This is a genomic window from Roseovarius sp. MBR-51 (genome assembly GCF_053628575.1).
On the sequence record NZ_JBRJGQ010000001.1, the window covers coordinates 402,486 to 417,398 of the forward strand.

General features: G+C 58.1%; 14 protein-coding genes. 8 read left to right on the forward strand and 6 right to left on the reverse strand.

Translation table 11 applies throughout. The annotated features are described in order from the left end of the window. Nucleotides 1-88 precede the first annotated feature (88 nt). The gene (locus ACSSVY_RS01995; protein ID WP_454267710.1) at nucleotides 89-1,663 is read left to right on the forward strand and encodes a lysine--tRNA ligase; all 1,575 of its coding nucleotides are present in this window, start codon (nucleotides 89-91) and stop codon (nucleotides 1,661-1,663) included. A 71-nt stretch (nucleotides 1,664-1,734) separates the two neighbouring features. Beyond that, nucleotides 1,735-2,124, forward strand: coding sequence for a c-type cytochrome (locus tag ACSSVY_RS02000; protein WP_454267830.1), 390 nt, complete (start codon nucleotides 1,735-1,737; stop codon nucleotides 2,122-2,124). A 56-nt stretch (nucleotides 2,125-2,180) separates the two neighbouring features. On the opposite strand, the gene ACSSVY_RS02005 is transcribed toward ACSSVY_RS02000, so the two are convergent. Next, nucleotides 2,181-2,828 (reverse strand): OmpA family protein, encoded by a 648-nt coding sequence (locus ACSSVY_RS02005; protein WP_454267711.1) that lies wholly within the window; start codon nucleotides 2,826-2,828, stop codon nucleotides 2,181-2,183. 125 nt (nucleotides 2,829-2,953) lie between these two features. After that, nucleotides 2,954-3,790, reverse strand: coding sequence for a methylated-DNA--[protein]-cysteine S-methyltransferase (locus ACSSVY_RS02010; RefSeq protein WP_454267712.1), 837 nt, complete (start codon nucleotides 3,788-3,790; stop codon nucleotides 2,954-2,956). Nucleotides 3,791-3,888: 98 nt separating this feature from the next. On the opposite strand from ACSSVY_RS02010, the gene nth reads away from it, so the two are divergent. Both nth and ACSSVY_RS02020 read left to right on the forward strand, forming a co-directional pair. Then, nucleotides 3,889-4,533, forward strand: a complete 645-nt coding sequence (gene nth, locus ACSSVY_RS02015; protein WP_454267713.1) for an endonuclease III — start codon at nucleotides 3,889-3,891, stop codon at nucleotides 4,531-4,533. After that, nucleotides 4,530-5,516 carry an adenosine kinase gene (locus ACSSVY_RS02020; protein ID WP_454267714.1) on the forward strand — a complete coding sequence of 329 codons (987 nt, stop codon included), beginning with the start codon at nucleotides 4,530-4,532 and terminating at the stop codon, nucleotides 5,514-5,516. The genes nth and ACSSVY_RS02020 overlap by 4 nt, the downstream gene beginning before the upstream one ends. A 190-nt stretch (nucleotides 5,517-5,706) precedes the next feature. Here ACSSVY_RS02020 and ACSSVY_RS02025 read toward each other — a convergent pair whose 3' ends face one another. Both ACSSVY_RS02025 and mutM read right to left on the reverse strand, forming a co-directional pair. After that, nucleotides 5,707-6,483, reverse strand: coding sequence for an enoyl-CoA hydratase (locus tag ACSSVY_RS02025; RefSeq protein ID WP_009817187.1), 777 nt, complete (start codon nucleotides 6,481-6,483; stop codon nucleotides 5,707-5,709). 64 nt (nucleotides 6,484-6,547) lie between these two features. Continuing rightward, entirely contained in the window at nucleotides 6,548-7,399 is an 852-nt protein-coding gene (gene mutM, locus ACSSVY_RS02030; RefSeq protein WP_454267715.1) for a bifunctional DNA-formamidopyrimidine glycosylase/DNA-(apurinic or apyrimidinic site) lyase, read from the reverse strand. 86 nt (nucleotides 7,400-7,485) lie between these two features. Between mutM and ubiE the strand changes: the two genes are divergently transcribed. The 4 genes from ubiE (at nucleotide 7,486) to ACSSVY_RS02050 (ending at nucleotide 12,691) form a co-directional block, all read left to right on the forward strand. Next, the gene (gene ubiE / locus ACSSVY_RS02035) at nucleotides 7,486-8,229 is read left to right on the forward strand and encodes a bifunctional demethylmenaquinone methyltransferase/2-methoxy-6-polyprenyl-1,4-benzoquinol methylase UbiE (RefSeq protein WP_454267717.1); all 744 of its coding nucleotides are present in this window, start codon (nucleotides 7,486-7,488) and stop codon (nucleotides 8,227-8,229) included. 1 nt (nucleotide 8,230) lies between these two features. Beyond that, a complete protein-coding gene (gene ubiB / locus ACSSVY_RS02040; RefSeq protein WP_454267718.1) occupies nucleotides 8,231-9,763 on the forward strand; it encodes a 2-polyprenylphenol 6-hydroxylase in 1,533 nt (510 codons plus the stop codon). A 148-nt stretch (nucleotides 9,764-9,911) separates the two neighbouring features. Continuing rightward, nucleotides 9,912-12,011, forward strand: a complete 2,100-nt coding sequence (locus ACSSVY_RS02045; protein ID WP_454267831.1) for a YjbH domain-containing protein — start codon at nucleotides 9,912-9,914, stop codon at nucleotides 12,009-12,011. A gap of 41 nt (nucleotides 12,012-12,052) precedes the next feature. Continuing rightward, a complete protein-coding gene (locus ACSSVY_RS02050) occupies nucleotides 12,053-12,691 on the forward strand; it encodes a YjbF family lipoprotein (RefSeq protein ID WP_454267719.1) in 639 nt (212 codons plus the stop codon). A 4-nt stretch (nucleotides 12,692-12,695) separates the two neighbouring features. On the opposite strand, the gene ACSSVY_RS02055 is transcribed toward ACSSVY_RS02050, so the two are convergent. Next, the gene (locus ACSSVY_RS02055) at nucleotides 12,696-13,181 is read right to left on the reverse strand and encodes a DUF1810 domain-containing protein (protein ID WP_454267721.1); all 486 of its coding nucleotides are present in this window, start codon (nucleotides 13,179-13,181) and stop codon (nucleotides 12,696-12,698) included. A gap of 26 nt (nucleotides 13,182-13,207) precedes the next feature. Further along, nucleotides 13,208-14,875: a urocanate hydratase gene (gene hutU / locus ACSSVY_RS02060; protein ID WP_454267722.1), complete on the reverse strand. Its 1,668-nt coding sequence runs from the start codon at nucleotides 14,873-14,875 to the stop codon at nucleotides 13,208-13,210. Between the last annotated feature and the right edge of the window lie 38 nt (nucleotides 14,876-14,913).

The window sequence follows — 14,913 nt, forward strand, 5'->3', positions numbered from 1 at the left end:
CGCAGAATATTGACTGTTCTGTCCCCCGGCAATAGGTAGCGGCGATGCCTTGCCGGTGTTTCGGCCAAGGGAAACTGGAGAGTGACCAATGTCCGATCTGCGCGATGCCGCGATGAATTCGAAAGCCTGGCCTTTTGAAGAGGCGCGCCGCGTGCTCAAACGCTATGAAAAGGCCCCGCCGGACAAGGGCTATGTGCTGTTTGAGACGGGTTACGGGCCGTCTGGCCTGCCGCATATTGGAACCTTTGGAGAGGTCCTGCGCACCACGATGATCCGGCGCGCGTTTGAGGTGATCAGCGATATTCCTACGCGTTTGATCTGCTTTTCCGACGATCTTGACGGGATGCGCAAGGTGCCGGGGAACGTGCCGAACCGTGAGATGCTCTTGGAGCACCTACACAAGCCGTTGACGAGCGTCCCTGACCCCTTTGGCACGCATGAAAGCTTTGGTCATCACAACAATGCGATGCTGCGGCGGTTCCTCGATACGTTCGGCTTTGAGTATGAATTTTACTCAGCGACGGATTTCTATCGCTCTGGTCAGTTCGACGAAGTCCTGCTCCGCGCGGCGGAACGCTATGACGACATCATGAAAATCATGCTCAAGTCGTTGCGAGAAGAACGACAGCAGACCTATTCGATCTTTCTGCCGATCCATCCGGAAACTGGTCGCGTCCTCTATGTTCCGATGAAGGAGGTGAATGCCAAAGACGGCACCATCACCTTTGATGATGAGAAAGGCCGTGAATGGACGCTGCCGGTGACGGGTGGCCACGTCAAGCTACAATGGAAACCGGATTTTGGTGCCCGATGGGCCGCTCTTGGCGTCGATTTTGAGATGTATGGCAAGGACCATTCGACCAATACGCCGATCTATGACGGCATCTGTCGGGCGCTCGGCGCCCCTGCGCCAGAACATTTCACGTATGAACTCTTTCTGGATGAAGGCGGGCAGAAGATTTCCAAGTCTTCCGGAAATGGCGTCTCGATCGACCAGTGGCTGACCTATGCCGCGACCGAGAGTCTGTCCTATTTCATGTTTCAAAAGCCCAAGACCGCCAAGCGGATGCATTTTGACGTGATCCCCAAGGCCGTCGATGAATATCACCAGCAATTGCGCGCTTATGCGGATCAGACGCTGGACCAGCAATTGGCCAACCCAGTTTGGCATATCCACGGCGGGGCTGTGCCAGAAAGCCGGATGGTCGTGCCATTCTCGATGCTTCTCAACCTCGCTTCGGTTTCGGCCGCGCGGGACAAGGAAACTCTCTGGGGCTTTATCCGTCGCTATGCGCCTGACGCGACTGCACAGACACACCCTGATCTCGATGCGGCGGCGGGGTATGCGGTCAAGTATTACGAGGACTTTGTCGCGCCGGCCAAGACCTACCGCGCCCCCACGGATCTGGAGCGTGAGGCGCTGATAGATCTGCGCAACCGCCTCGCCGCCTATGATGGCCCAGCTGAGGATGAGGCACTTCAATCCATCGTCTATTCGGTCGGACGTGATCAGTTCGATCCGCTGCGCGACTGGTTCAAGGCGCTCTACGAAGTGCTGCTCGGCGCGTCTCAGGGACCACGGTTTGGGGGGTTCATTGCCCTCTATGGCGTGGCCGAGACTGTGACGCTGATCGACAAGGGGCTTGCGGGCGAGTTATCGTAATCAGGATCGTTGCGCGTACGGGATGCGCTTGCTACCCTTGCCGAAAAACAAAGGGGCGAGCGATGCGTACAATGACAGTTCTGATCGCATTGGCTGTGGCGGCTTGCGCACAGACGATTTCGATGCCGGATGCCAGCGAAGGTGCGGTAATTTACAACGCCAATTGCGCACAATGCCATGGGGCATCAGGCAAGGGCGACGGCCCCTGGGCGGCCAATCTGTCGCGACGTCCTGCAGACCTGACACAGCTCTCCAAAGCCGGTGTCTTTCCGCGTGCGCGTGTTTTGTCGGTGATTGACGGCTATGACCGCACAGGCCTTCCGGGGCAGGAGATGCCCGAGTTCGGTCTTTTGCTGGAAGGGGATACCGTACCAGTGGATGTGGGGGATGGTGTATTTACTCCGACGCCACGACCGTTGGCTGCTCTTATGGCCTATCTTCAGAGCATTCAGGCTCAGTAGCGCAGAATGTGACTGACCAGAGGGCGATCAGTCACATTCTTGGATCTCACTTACCTTTAGGCATTCGGCAGGATCACGATTTCGACCCGGCGGTTCTGTGCCCTACCCTCGACCGTAAGGTTGGAGGCAACCGGCTGATCCTCGCCCCGACCAAAGGCCCTGACCCGCGCCTGAGATACACCGCCGTTCAAAAGCTCGGTTGCAACCGCGTTGGCGCGGCGCTCTGACAGGCTTTGGTTAAATCCTGCTTCGCCAGTGCTGTCGGTGTGACCCACGACCTGAACGGTGGTGTTGGGATATGCCTGAAGGCTCCGCGCGACTTTGAAGAGGTCATCCCGCAGACCGGGGGCCACTGTGGAGCTGTTGACGGCAAACAGAATATCCTGCGGCATGGTCACGATCAGACGGTCGCCGGTGTTCACGATCTGCACATCATTGTCGAGTTGCTGGCGCAGCTCTGCGGCCTGCCGGTCTAGGGCATTGCCGACGGCCGCGCCACCCACGGCACCGAGGACGCCACCGAGCAGCGCGCCTGTGCCTCTGTTGTCGCTGACGATCGCGCCTGTTCCTGCGCCGATGAGGCCACCAACAATAGCCCCCTGTCTGGTCCTCTGGTTGGACTCGTTGACCGGCTCGGTGCACGCCGCAGCCAGAAAAAGGGATGCGCCTGAGAGCAGCAGTAGGGATTTTTTCGCTCGGATCATTGGATGTTCGCCTCTTTGATTAAACTGGCCCTAGGTTTCGGGTGTTGAACGATGATATGCAATAACATGAGCTCACCCAAGATCAAACGAGGGGGATATGGGGGGTAAGTCGCGCAGATTTCCGCCTATACGTCGGCTCTGGCACTCTCCCATGCGAGAATGGCGCGTTTGACAGGCAAGCCCCAATGATAGCCGCCAAGTGCGCCGGATTTGCGCAACGCACGGTGGCACGGGATGAGAAAGCTGACAGGGTTGCGCCCCACCGCAGTCCCCACAGCACGTACCGCACGCGGATGGCCGACGGCAGTTGCGATCTCTGAATAGGTGGTTACATGGCCTGATGGTATTTGAAGCAGGGCCTCCCACACCTTGATCTGAAATGGCGCGCCGATCATGTGCAACGCGGCCTCTCCCTTGCCCCCAAAAGCCGCGTGAACCCACGCTGCGATCCGGTCAGGGGCTTCGTTGTAGATTGCATTCGGCCAGCGAGACTGCATATCGGTCATTGTGACCGTCCGACCGAATTCCCCAACAAAGGCCAGACCGCAGAGCCCACGCTCGGTGCCCATAGCAAGGGCTTCGCCAAATGGGCTGTCGAACCAGCCGAAACTGACCGTCACGCCGGAGCCCTGGCGGGCGAACTCACCGGGACTCATCGCTTCCCACCGCAAGAACAGATCGTGCAGCCGCCCCGACCCCGAAAGCCCGGCTGCATCAGCCGCTTCAAGCGTGGTAAAGCGCTGCGCCAGCATTTTCTTGGCATGGCCAAGCGTCAGATATTGCTGATAGCGTTTTGGAGAAACGCCGACCCACTGTGAGAAAAGTCTTTGAAAATGGGCCGCACTCATGCCCATTTCCCCTGACAATTCTTCCAGCGTCAGCGTCTCCCCGCCGCTATCAATCAACTCGATGGCGCGTCGCATGACGTGATAATGATAGCTGGGTTCGGAATGAGCGGTCATGTTGGTGTTCCTGTCGTTTCACCCTCAAGATAAAGCGGTGGACCTGTGCGTGCGACCCGAATGTTGCGCATCCGTGTTTTTCCCGGCATAGAGCAGCCATGGCAGGCCAACTCGATTACCACGCGATGTGCGAAATATTTAGCCGGTTTCAGGCCGCAGAGCCTGAGCCTCTGGGTGAGTTGGACCATGTCAATGCTTATACCCTCGTCGTGGCTGTGGCGTTGTCAGCGCAGGCCACGGATGTGGGGGTGAACCGCGCTACGCGAGACCTCTTCAAGATCGCCGACACGCCCCAAAAGATGCTGGATTTGGGCGAAGAAGGGCTGATCCAGCATATCAAGACGATTGGTCTTTATCGCAACAAGGCCAAGCATGTGATGAAACTCAGCCGCATCCTTGTTGATGACTATGGCGGCGAGGTGCCCAATTCCCGTGCCGCGCTACAATCGTTGCCGGGCGTCGGGCGCAAAACGGCCAATGTGGTGCTCAACATGTGGTGGCACTATCCGGCGCAGGCAGTTGATACGCATATCTTCCGCGTGGGCAATCGCAGTGGCATCTGTCCGGGTCGCGATGTGGTCGCCGTCGAACGCGCCATCGAAGACAACGTGCCGGTCGGTTTTCAGCGCCACGCGCATCACTGGCTCATCCTGCATGGGCGCTATACCTGCAAGGCACGTAAACCCGCCTGCGGCACCTGCCTTATTCGTGATCTCTGCTTATTCGAGGACAAGACCTTATGACCAAATATCAGGCCGTCGGCATCGGCAATGCCGTGGTGGACGTGATCAGCCAATGCGATGACACCTTTCTGGAGCGCCTAGGCATCGACAAGGGCGTGATGCAATTGATCGAGACCGAGCGCGCCGAGTTTCTCTATGAAAACATGGCCGACCGGCGGCAGATGCCGGGTGGTTCGGTCGCCAATACCGTCGCGGGACTGGGCGCGCTTGGCCTCTCGACCGGGTTTATCGGACGGGTCAGCGATGACGAACTGGGTCGCTACTATGCGGCGGCCATGGCCGAGGTCGGCACCGATTTCGTCAACCCGCCGCGGAGCAATGGCGCGCTGCCTACCTCGCGCTCGATAATCTTTGTCTCGCCCGACGGCGAGCGGTCGATGAACACTTGTCTGGGCATCTCGACCGAACTCGACGATGCGGATGTGCCCGAGGCGGTGGCCGGGCAGGCAGAGCTTTTGTTCCTTGAGGGCTATCTCTTTGACAAGCCCAAGGGCAAGGCGGCGTTTCAAGCGGCGGCGCGGGCCGCACGGGCAGGCGGCGGCAAGGCTGGGATCACCCTCTCTGACCCGTTCTGCGTCAATCGCCACCGCGACGATTTCCGGGGTCTCTTGCGCGAGTTGGACTACGTGATCGGAAACGAGCATGAATGGTGCGCGCTTTATGAGACCGAGGATCTGGGGGCGGCGCTGGAACAGGCGGCCTCCGAAAGCGGGCTGATTGTCTGCACCCGCTCGGGCAATGATGTCGTGCTCGTGCAAGGCGATGAGACCGTCACCGTGCCGGTGCGCCGCGTGACCCCGGTTGATACGACCGGCGCGGGCGACCAGTTTGCCGCGGGCCTGCTCTACGGCCTGGCCACCGGCCAGTCCTTGGCTGTGGCCGGGCGTATGGGCTGCATCGCCGCCGCCGAGGTGATCGGCCATTACGGCGCGCGCCCCGAGGCGGACGTCAAGGCGCTCTTTGCGGCGGAAGGGCTGATCTGAGGCGTTTATCTACTCACACAGCGTCGGGTTTGAGTATTTCTGCCAAGAAAAAGCGCAAGGCTTTGTTAACCCTACCATGCGATGCTGGTGCTGCGGTACAGGCTGGAGAGCCGATGATCGCCCAAGGAAAAGTCGCGCCCGGGTGTTGCGTGTGTCAAACCCGGGCGCGCATTGCGCGTGCCAAATGGCGTCACTTGTCGCGGAACTGTGCCTCGCGTTTTTCGGCAAAGGCGGCCATGCCTTCTTTCTGATCTTCGGTGGCAAAGAGCGAGTGGAACACGCGGCGCTCAAAGAGCAGTCCCTCGCGCAGCGTGGTCTCATACGAGCGGTTGACCGACTCTTTCGCTGCCATCACCGAAATCTGGGATTTCTCCGCAATCTTCTGAGCGGCGCTCAACGCTTCTTCCATCAGCTTCTTGACGGGCACGACCCGGCTGACCAGCCCAGAACGCTCTGCCTCTTCGGCATCCATGAAGCGGCCTGTGAGATTCATGTCCATCGCCTTGGACTTGCCCACCAGCCGGGTCAGGCGCTGCGTGCCGCCAAGGCCCGCGATCACGCCCAGATTGATTTCGGGCTGGCCGAACTTGGCGGTGTCAGAGCAGATGATGAAGTCGCACATCATCGCCAGTTCACAGCCTCCACCAAGCGCATAGCCCGACACCGCGGCGATGATCGGTTTGCGCACCCGGCAGATGGCGGCGCTGTCAGCGGTAAAGAGGTCTTCTGTGAAGACATCGACAAAACTCTTCTCGCTCATCATCTTGATGTCGGCCCCGGCGGCAAAGGCCTTTTCCGAGCCAGTCAGAACGATGCAGCGCACCTTTTCATTCTGTTGCGCCTCTCCAAGCGCTTCTGCGAGTTCGGACATCAGCTGTGCATTGAGCGCGTTGAGCGCATCTGGGCGGTTGAGCTTGATGAGGGCGACGTGGTCTTCTATTTCGACGATGATCGTCTCATAGGCCATGAAATCAGCTTTCATTTGTTTGCATCAGGGGTGATTCATTACCACTGTTGGCTGCGCGTTCAACCTATCTTTGACACTTCGGGCAATAGAAGCTGGATCGGCCTGCCTGGATGACGCGAGTGATCAGGCCGGTGCATCCCAAGGTGCGGCATCGGTCGCCCTCCCGCCCATAGACGTCAAAACTATGTTGAAAATAGCCTAGTTCGCCATCGGTTTGCCGGAAATCCCTCAGCGAAGAGCCGCCCGCGGTGATGGCGTCCCGGAGAACCTCGCGGATGATTGGCACCAGAGATGCGACGCGTTTGGCCGAGAGCGTCCCGGCGCGTGTCAGGGGCGAAATGCCTGCGCGATAGAGAGTTTCACAAACATAGATGTTACCCAAGCCTGCGACGATTCGCTGATCCAAAAGCGCGGATTTGATCGGGGTATTGCGACCCTTGAGTGCGGCGGTCAGATAGAGCTCGTTAAAGGCGTTGCCCAGCGGTTCTGGACCAATCCGAGCTAAAAGTGGATGCGATTCCGCCATGATCGTGGGCATCAGGTCCATTGCCCCAAACCGGCGCGGGTCATTGAACGTGATCCGCGCGCCGCCCGCCATATCAAGCACAACATGGTCGTGCTTTTCAGGGGTTGGATGCGCGTGAACAAACTGGCCGAGGGGATCACCCGATATCAGCATCCGACCCGACATGCCCAAGTGAATGAGCAATGTCTCACCCGAAGCAAGGTCTGCAAGGAGGTATTTCGATCGCCGCCGCAGTGCCAGCACGCGCTGACACGTCAGGCGAGCCGACATTTCGGGTGGAAAGGGCCAGCGCAGGTCGGGGCGGTTCACGGTGGCGCGGGCGATCACCTGCCCCTCCATGACCGGGGCAAGGCCGCGGCGGACTGTCTCAACCTCGGGTAATTCGGGCATATCGGACCTCGATGGGCACAAGGGGCGCATTGTAACCCCCTGTCATAGCCCTATAAGAAAGGCGAGACACAAGAGCGGCAAGGCCCATGATCGAAAAAACCACGCATTTCGGGTTTCAAGACATCCCCGAGTCAGAGAAGGCCGGGCGCGTGCGCGGCGTTTTCGGCAGTGTTGCCAGTAAATATGACGTGATGAACGACGCAATGTCGCTTGGCATCCATCGAGTATGGAAAGATGCGATGATGGATTGGCTGGCACCACGCTCGGGTCAACGTCTGCTCGATGTTGCGGGGGGAACGGGGGATATTTCCTTTCGCTTTCTCAAGCGGGCAGGGCAGGCGCACGCGACAGTGTTGGACTTGACCGAGCCGATGCTCATCGAGGGGCGCAAGCGTGCCGAGGCAGAGCAGATGGCCGAGAGCCTCGATTGGGTGGTGGGCGACGCGATGGCGCTGCCGTTTGAGAACAACAGCTTTGATGTCTACACGATCAGTTTTGGCATCCGCAACGTGACCCGCCCGCAAGAGGCGCTGAACGAGGCGTTTCGCGTGCTCAAACCCGGCGGGCGGCTGATGGTGTTGGAATTCAGTCAGATCCCCAACGAGGTGATGCAAAAGGTCTATGACCTATATAGCTTCAACATCATCCCGCGTTTGGGGCAGATGATCGCGGATGATCGCGACAGCTATCAGTATCTGGTGGAATCTATCCGTCAGTTTCCTGACCAAGAGACATTTCTGCAGATGGTGCGAGCTGCAGGATTCGAGAATGCAAAGTACCGCAATTTGAGTCTCGGAATTGCCTGCTTGCATTCCGGCTGGAAGATTTGAGATGCGCGGACCGCACAATATTCTGCGGCTGATCCGTACGGGTGCGACGCTGGAACGTACGGGTGCCATGGGTCTGATCATGGATGCATTCGAGGCTCCGCCGATGGTGCGTGGGACGATGCGATTTCTGGCCTGGCCGTTTCAATGGTTGGGCTACAAGGGAGACCCCTCGACGCCCCCTGCACCTCGGGCGCTGACCGCCCTTGGGCCTGCCTATATCAAGTTCGGGCAGATTCTGAGCACGCGGCCCGATCTTGTTGGTGAAAAGCTGGCTGGAGAGTTGCGCGTGCTGCAGGACAAGCTGCCGCCGTTTTCGGTTGAGCTTGCAATGGGCAGTATCGCTTACGAACTCGGGCGGCCGGTTGAAGATATGTTTGACGATTTCAGTCCACCGGTTGCTGCGGCTTCTATTGCGCAGGTCCACAAGGCGCGGCTGCGGGACAGCGGCGAAGCTGTGGCGGTCAAGGTCCTGCGCCCCGGGATTGAGCGGGCTTTCCGGCGCGATATAGACGCGTTCTATTTCGCCGCGCGGATGATCGAATTGCTGGCCCCGGGTGCGCGTCGACTCCGCCCCACGGATGTGATTGCCCATTTCGAAGGTGTGGTGATGGGCGAGTTGGATTTGCGACTTGAGGCGGCGTCGGCCTCTGAGTTCGCGGCGAATACGGCGCAGGATGCGGGATTTCAACTTCCCACTGTGCAATGGAACCTGTCGTCGAGGCGCGTGATGACCATGGCTTGGGCGGATGGGTTGCCTTTGGGGGACAACGCCGCACTGGATGCTGCCGGACATGACCGCTCTGAACTGGGTGTGCGGGTGCTACAGCTATTTCTCAACCATGCTTTGCGGGATGGCTATTTCCATGCCGACATGCATCAGGGAAATCTCAAGGTGGCCGCCAATGGCAATGTCATCGCCTATGATTTCGGTATCATGGGGCATATTGATGAATATACCCGTCGGGTTTACGCGGAAATCCTCTACGGATTCATAAGGCGGGATTACCGACGTGTAGCCGAAGTGCATTTCGAGGCAGGCTATGTGCCTGCAGATCGTGATGTCGATGCCTTTGCGCGTGCATTGCGGGCTGTTGGCGAGCCGATCTTCGGCATGGATGCGAGCAAGATTTCGATGGGGAGCCTGCTGAGCTATCTTTTCGAAGTGACTGAGCGTTTCGGCATGGAAACGCGCACTGAATTGATTCTGCTTCAACGGACCATGGTTGTGGTCGAGGGGGTGGCGCGCAGTCTCAACCCACAGATCAATATATGGCAGGTCGCCAAGCCAGTGGTCGAGGATTATATAAAACAGACCATCGGTCCCCGGGCCGCTCTCAGGGATTTGGGGCGGACAGCGATGGTTTTGTCACGCTACGGTCCGAGGTTGCCGGGGCTGGTAGAGGCGGCTCTTATTCGTCAAACTGCGCCACAGGTGCCGCCCAAACGCTCTGTTTGGCCTGAGCGCGCCCTCTGGGCAGGTCTGGGCGTTGTGATTGGTATTGCGGGCGCGGTGATCGCAGCAACTCTGATCTGAATGTGCGATGTTCTCGCTTTTGTGGATCGAAGTGGATTGATTTATAAACTCACATTGCTGTGTTGCACTGTGACGGTTATTGTCCCCTAAGAGAAAAGTGAAGGCGCTCGGAGCAGGTGAACAGTCGATGACAGGCAGATTGCGGAACATGTTCGGCGCGACGGTGGTTTTGGTCGCTGCTTCGAGTGCGTCGGCGAATGATCTGACAACAACCGTGACAAACAATTACGGCACACCCGGTGGTCTATGGGATATGCCTACGGCGGAAATGGCCCCGGATGCGCAGCTATCCACGACAGTTGCCTATTTCGATGGCTTCAGCAAGACCACGCTCAGCTTTCAGATTGCACCTTGGATCACAGGCAGCTTTCGATACTCGGGTACGCGGGATCTGACGCCACAGTTCAGCACCTTCTATGACCGTAGCTTTGATTTGCGGTTCCGACTGTTCAAGGAAACCGACTATTCACCGGCAATCGCGATCGGACTTCAGGACTTTTTAGGGACGGGGGTTCTCGGAGGCGAGTACCTGGTTGCCACGAAATCCTATCGAGACCGTTTGCGTATAACTGCGGGCTTGGGTTGGGGGCGTTTTGGCTCGAGCAATTCAATTGGTGGGTTTGGAACACGCACGCCCTTTAACTTTGCCGGCGTCGGAACCGGTGGCGATGTGAGCATCTCAAACTGGTTCAAAGGGGACATCGGTTTCTTCGGTGGATTCAGCTACGATATCAGCGACAAGCTGGCTTTTGCCGTCGAGTATTCATCCGATAACTACGACACGGAGAAGACGGCTGGTATCTTTGATCAAAGCACACCGATCAATTTTGGATTGACCTACAAGCTGGGCCAAGATGCCAACGTGCGGGCCTTTGTCCTGCACGGTGAGGAAATTGGCGTGAACCTTTCCATAGCGATCAACCCGCGCCGAATGCCAATTCCTGGCGGGTTGGAACCTGCACCATTGCCTGTTGCGGTTCGTGATCCGGACGCGGCGCGTGACCTTGGTTGGGCCACTGTGCCAGCCGCGCGGGCACAAGTCAGCAAGACGCTTGATGAGACCCTTGCACAGGATCAAATTGACCTGATCAGGTTGCGGCTAGAAGACCGCGCCGCCTATGTTGGAATTCAGAACGAAACCTATGACCAGACCTCGCAGGCACTTGGCCGAACAGCCCGCGTGATGACACGGGTTTTGCCCGCCTCTGTCGAGAACTTTCATATCACCCTCTACGTAAAGGGAATTCCTGCCAGCACGGTCAGTTTCGCACGCAGTGATATTGAGCGGCTCGAACATATGGCCGCTGATGACGCTCTGGCGGCGGCAACTTTCAGCGACAGTCTGCGATTTGGAAATCTGCCTGAACCTTTGCCCGGCAAGTTTCCACGTTACGGTTGGGGGATCAATCCCTTCACGCGGATCAGCTTGTTTGATCCTGATAATCCTGCGCGGGTCGATGTTGCGCTTCGGTTTCAGGGTCAGGTGGAATTTGGGCGAGGCTGGGTGGCGCGCGCGGCGACATCCGTCAAACTCTTTGGTAACCTTGATAAATCGAACCGAGTCAGCAATTCGCGCATACCGCGGGTGCGCTCCGATGCGGCGCTTTATGCAAAATCGGATGCTCCTCGTCTCGACTGGCTGACCCTGAGCAAGTATCAGCGCCTTGCGCCGGATGTATACGCCCGGGGGACTGTGGGTTATCTGGAGCAGATGTACGCTGGGGTCTCGACCGAGGTGCTTTGGCGGCCAGTAGACAGCCGGATCGCAATAGGCGCCGAGTTGAACTATGTCCGACCACGCGATTTTGATGGTGATTTTGGCTTGCGGGATCGGAACACGATCAGCGGCGCGATCCCTGAGTTCAATGGGCATGCGTCGGTTTATTATGATTTAGGTGGCGGATATCACGCGCAGGTAGATGCCGGGCGCTATCTGGCAGGGGACTGGGGTGTAACGGTAGGCCTCGACCGCGAATTCGCCAACGGTTGGAAGGTGGGTGCGTTCGCGACGAAAACTGATGTTTCGGCTCAGGATTTCGGCGAAGGATCGTTCGACAAGGGCATTCGTATAACTGCGCCAATCTCTTGGATCTTGGGCAAGCCAACACAGCAGGCCCCGACGGCCGTCATCCGCTCGCTAACCCGCGATGGTGGTCAGCGTTTGAATGTAAGCGGGCGTCTATATGAAACAGTTCGGACATCGCACAGACGCGACGCGGCCGCGAGTTGGGGGAAGTTCTGGAGATGATGTGCCGATCGCTGCCCCAAGTTTTCCTACTGGGAGGTCTCATGGTGCTGGCTGCGTGCTCCAACCAGCGGAGTTCGGAGAACGTTTTTTCGGTTGGCAAGAGCTTGATCAATCAACAAAGAGTCAAACCTGTTGCCCCTGACCCTCAGCTCGTCTCGTCGGTTGCGATGGAAGCCTTGGCGAATACGACAGGTCCAGTTGCGCTCTATGCCTTGGAGGATCGTAAGGCGGCTGCCGTTTTGCGTCCAATCGAGCAGAATGGGCCGCACCAGACATGGGCCTCTTATGGCAGTTCAGATCGGCGCAGTGCGACGACCCGCAACGGTGTGTTGGTTGCGACGCGGGGGCTTGGGAATGATCTGATGTCGTCAAGGATTGAGCCGTTGCTTGATGTTGTGACCCGCCGGGAAAACGGCGTCGCAAAGATTCAGCAGCGCTATCTCGATGGGGAAAACAAGATCGTGACCCTGAAATCAGATTGCAAGATCACGCGCGGTGACACAGAAACCTTGGCGGGGGCCAATGGCACTGCATCCGTGGTTCGAATGACAGCAGAGTGCTGGCAATCGGATCGAAGTGTGGTCAATTCCTATCTGGTAGATTCAAGTGGCAGGATATTACAATCTCGCCACTGGGCTGGTCCAAATATGGGATATAGCGCCATCCAGAGACTGCGCTGACGGTTCAGGCCACGCCAGTCGGCAGGTCGGGCTGTGGTGGGCGTGGAAAGTACTCGTCGTCTGTTGGCAATGCACGCCGTCCTGCAAGGTAATCGCGTGTGGTTTCGCAGCGTATGCCGCCATAGAATCTCGCCAGAACATCGGAGAAAATTTGCTGACCTCCGGCCTCTGCAAATAAGGTGGCGCAGGATTGAAGCTTAAGTGCGTCGATGCCGCCCAACACTCGTTCTGCGGAGGTGTTCTGCAATGCCAACATGGCGGCGCAGGTTTCGATCAGACGGGGACCAAGGACCGGATGCGCCAAGTAGGCGCGCGCGTGGTCAAGATCGTCGATTGCAAAGGATTTTGCAAACTCGGACCGACCCAGCCCTTTGACCTGTGGCAAAACGAACCACGCCCAATGCTGGCGCTTTTCGCCGGATGCGATCTCTTGGAGTGGGAGCGGCCATATCTTGTTCTGTGCTAATACAAACCGCTCTAGAGTCATCATGTTATCCTCAATACGTCATTCATGGGTCAGGTTAAAATGCTAGGGAGATTTAACCCGTGTTCCCTCGCGCAATCCAGTGCAATCTCATATCCCGCATCGGCATGGCGCATGACACCAGTCGCAGGATCATTCCAAAGCACCCGTGCAAGACGCCGGTCCGCCTCTTCAGTTCCATCGCAGCAGATCACCATGCCGGAATGCTGGCTGAATCCCATTCCCACGCCGCCGCCATGGTGAAAGCTCACCCAAGTGGCGCCTGACGCGCAGTTCAGCAGCGCGTTGAGAAGAGGCCAGTCGCTCACGGCGTCAGATCCATCCCTCATAGCTTCGGTCTCGCGGTTGGGGCTTGCCACTGAGCCGCTATCGAGATGGTCGCGGCCAATGACAACCGGGGCGCTCAATTCACCGCTGCGCACCATCTCATTGAACGCGAGACCGAGTTTATGTCGCACGCCAAGTCCTACCCAGCAAATCCGTGCGGGCAGACCTTGAAACGCAACCCTCTCGCGCGCCATGTCGAGCCAGTTGTGCAAATGTGGATCGTCAATCAGTTCCTTAACCTTGGCGTCTGTCTTGTAAATATCCTCGGGGTCGCCGCTTAGGGCACACCAGCGAAACGGCCCAATCCCACGACAAAACAGTGGTCGGATATAGGCGGGTACAAATCCGGGAAAGGCGAAGGCTGTATCCAACCCTTCCTCAAGCGCTATTTGGCGAATGTTGTTGCCATAGTCGAGCGTCGGAACACCAGCGTTCCAAAAATCGACCATGGCCTGCACCTGCACCCGCATGGAGGCACGCGCGGCACGTTCTACCATTCTAGGATCGCTTTCTTGACGCGCGCGCCATTCGGCGACGCTCCAGCCCTGAGGCAGGTAGCCATGCAGGGGATCATGCGCACTTGTCTGATCGGTCACGATATCGGGCTTGACGCCGCGCCGCACGAGCTCTGGAAAGATGTCGGCGGCATTTCCAATCAAGCCGACGCTCTTGGCCTCGCCCGCTTTGCACCACCGGTTTATCATGGCGAGCGCCTCGTCCAGATCATGGGTGATTTCGTCCACATAACGGGTGCGCTTGCGAAATTCGGCGCGGGTCTCGTCGCATTCCACGGCCAGACAACAGGCTCCTGCCATCACCGCCGCCAAAGGCTGCGCGCCACCCATGCCGCCAAGGCCCCCGGTCAGGATCCAGCGACCGGTCAGACTGCCATTATAGTGCTGTCGGCCCGCCTCAACAAAGGTCTCATAGGTGCCCTGCACGATCCCCTGAGATCCTATATAAATCCACGAACCGGCGGTCATCTGACCGTACATCATCAGCCCTTTCTTATCGAGTTCGCTGAAATGATCCCAAGTGGCCCAATGCGGTACGAGATTGCTATTAGCAATCAAAACCCGTGGTGCGTCTTTGTGGGTGCGAAAAACACCTACCGGCTTACCGGATTGGACCAAAAGCGTTTCGTCCTCTTCAAGGGATCGCAACGCGGCGATGATGCGGTCAAAATCCTGCCAGGTACGCGCCGCGCGCCCAATGCCGCCATAGACCACAAGTTCGTGCGGGTTTTCAGCCACATCCGGGTGAAGGTTGTTCATCAGCATCCGGAGTGGGGCTTCGGTCAGCCAGCTCTTGGCGGAGATTTTTGTGCCTGTGTCCGGATAGATGTCGCGGGCATTGTGACGCGGATCGGTCATTTCGGTTCCTTCCCAGTCGGATAGTCAGGGGGTAAAAA

What these genes read in the sequence shown, in the direction of transcription:
- mutM (WP_454267715.1), bottom strand. Translation starts at nt 7,399, where the DNA reads ATGCCCGAATTACCCGAGGTTGAGACAGTCCGCCGCGGCCTTGCCCCG.
- ubiE (WP_454267717.1), top strand. Translation starts at nt 7,486, where the DNA reads ATGATCGAAAAAACCACGCATTTCGGGTTTCAAGACATCCCCGAGTCA.
- hutU (WP_454267722.1), bottom strand. Translation starts at nt 14,875, where the DNA reads ATGACCGATCCGCGTCACAATGCCCGCGACATCTATCCGGACACAGGC.
- ACSSVY_RS02020 (WP_454267714.1), top strand. Translation starts at nt 4,530, where the DNA reads ATGACCAAATATCAGGCCGTCGGCATCGGCAATGCCGTGGTGGACGTG.
- ACSSVY_RS01995 (WP_454267710.1), top strand. Translation starts at nt 89, where the DNA reads ATGTCCGATCTGCGCGATGCCGCGATGAATTCGAAAGCCTGGCCTTTT.
- ACSSVY_RS02045 (WP_454267831.1), top strand. Translation starts at nt 9,912, where the DNA reads ATGTTCGGCGCGACGGTGGTTTTGGTCGCTGCTTCGAGTGCGTCGGCG.
- ACSSVY_RS02050 (WP_454267719.1), top strand. Translation starts at nt 12,053, where the DNA reads ATGGTGCTGGCTGCGTGCTCCAACCAGCGGAGTTCGGAGAACGTTTTT.
- nth (WP_454267713.1), top strand. Translation starts at nt 3,889, where the DNA reads ATGGCAGGCCAACTCGATTACCACGCGATGTGCGAAATATTTAGCCGG.
- ACSSVY_RS02005 (WP_454267711.1), bottom strand. Translation starts at nt 2,828, where the DNA reads ATGATCCGAGCGAAAAAATCCCTACTGCTGCTCTCAGGCGCATCCCTT.
- ubiB (WP_454267718.1), top strand. Translation starts at nt 8,231, where the DNA reads ATGCGCGGACCGCACAATATTCTGCGGCTGATCCGTACGGGTGCGACG.
- ACSSVY_RS02000 (WP_454267830.1), top strand. Translation starts at nt 1,735, where the DNA reads ATGACAGTTCTGATCGCATTGGCTGTGGCGGCTTGCGCACAGACGATT.
- ACSSVY_RS02010 (WP_454267712.1), bottom strand. Translation starts at nt 3,790, where the DNA reads ATGACCGCTCATTCCGAACCCAGCTATCATTATCACGTCATGCGACGC.
- ACSSVY_RS02025 (WP_009817187.1), bottom strand. Translation starts at nt 6,483, where the DNA reads ATGGCCTATGAGACGATCATCGTCGAAATAGAAGACCACGTCGCCCTC.
- ACSSVY_RS02055 (WP_454267721.1), bottom strand. Translation starts at nt 13,181, where the DNA reads ATGATGACTCTAGAGCGGTTTGTATTAGCACAGAACAAGATATGGCCG.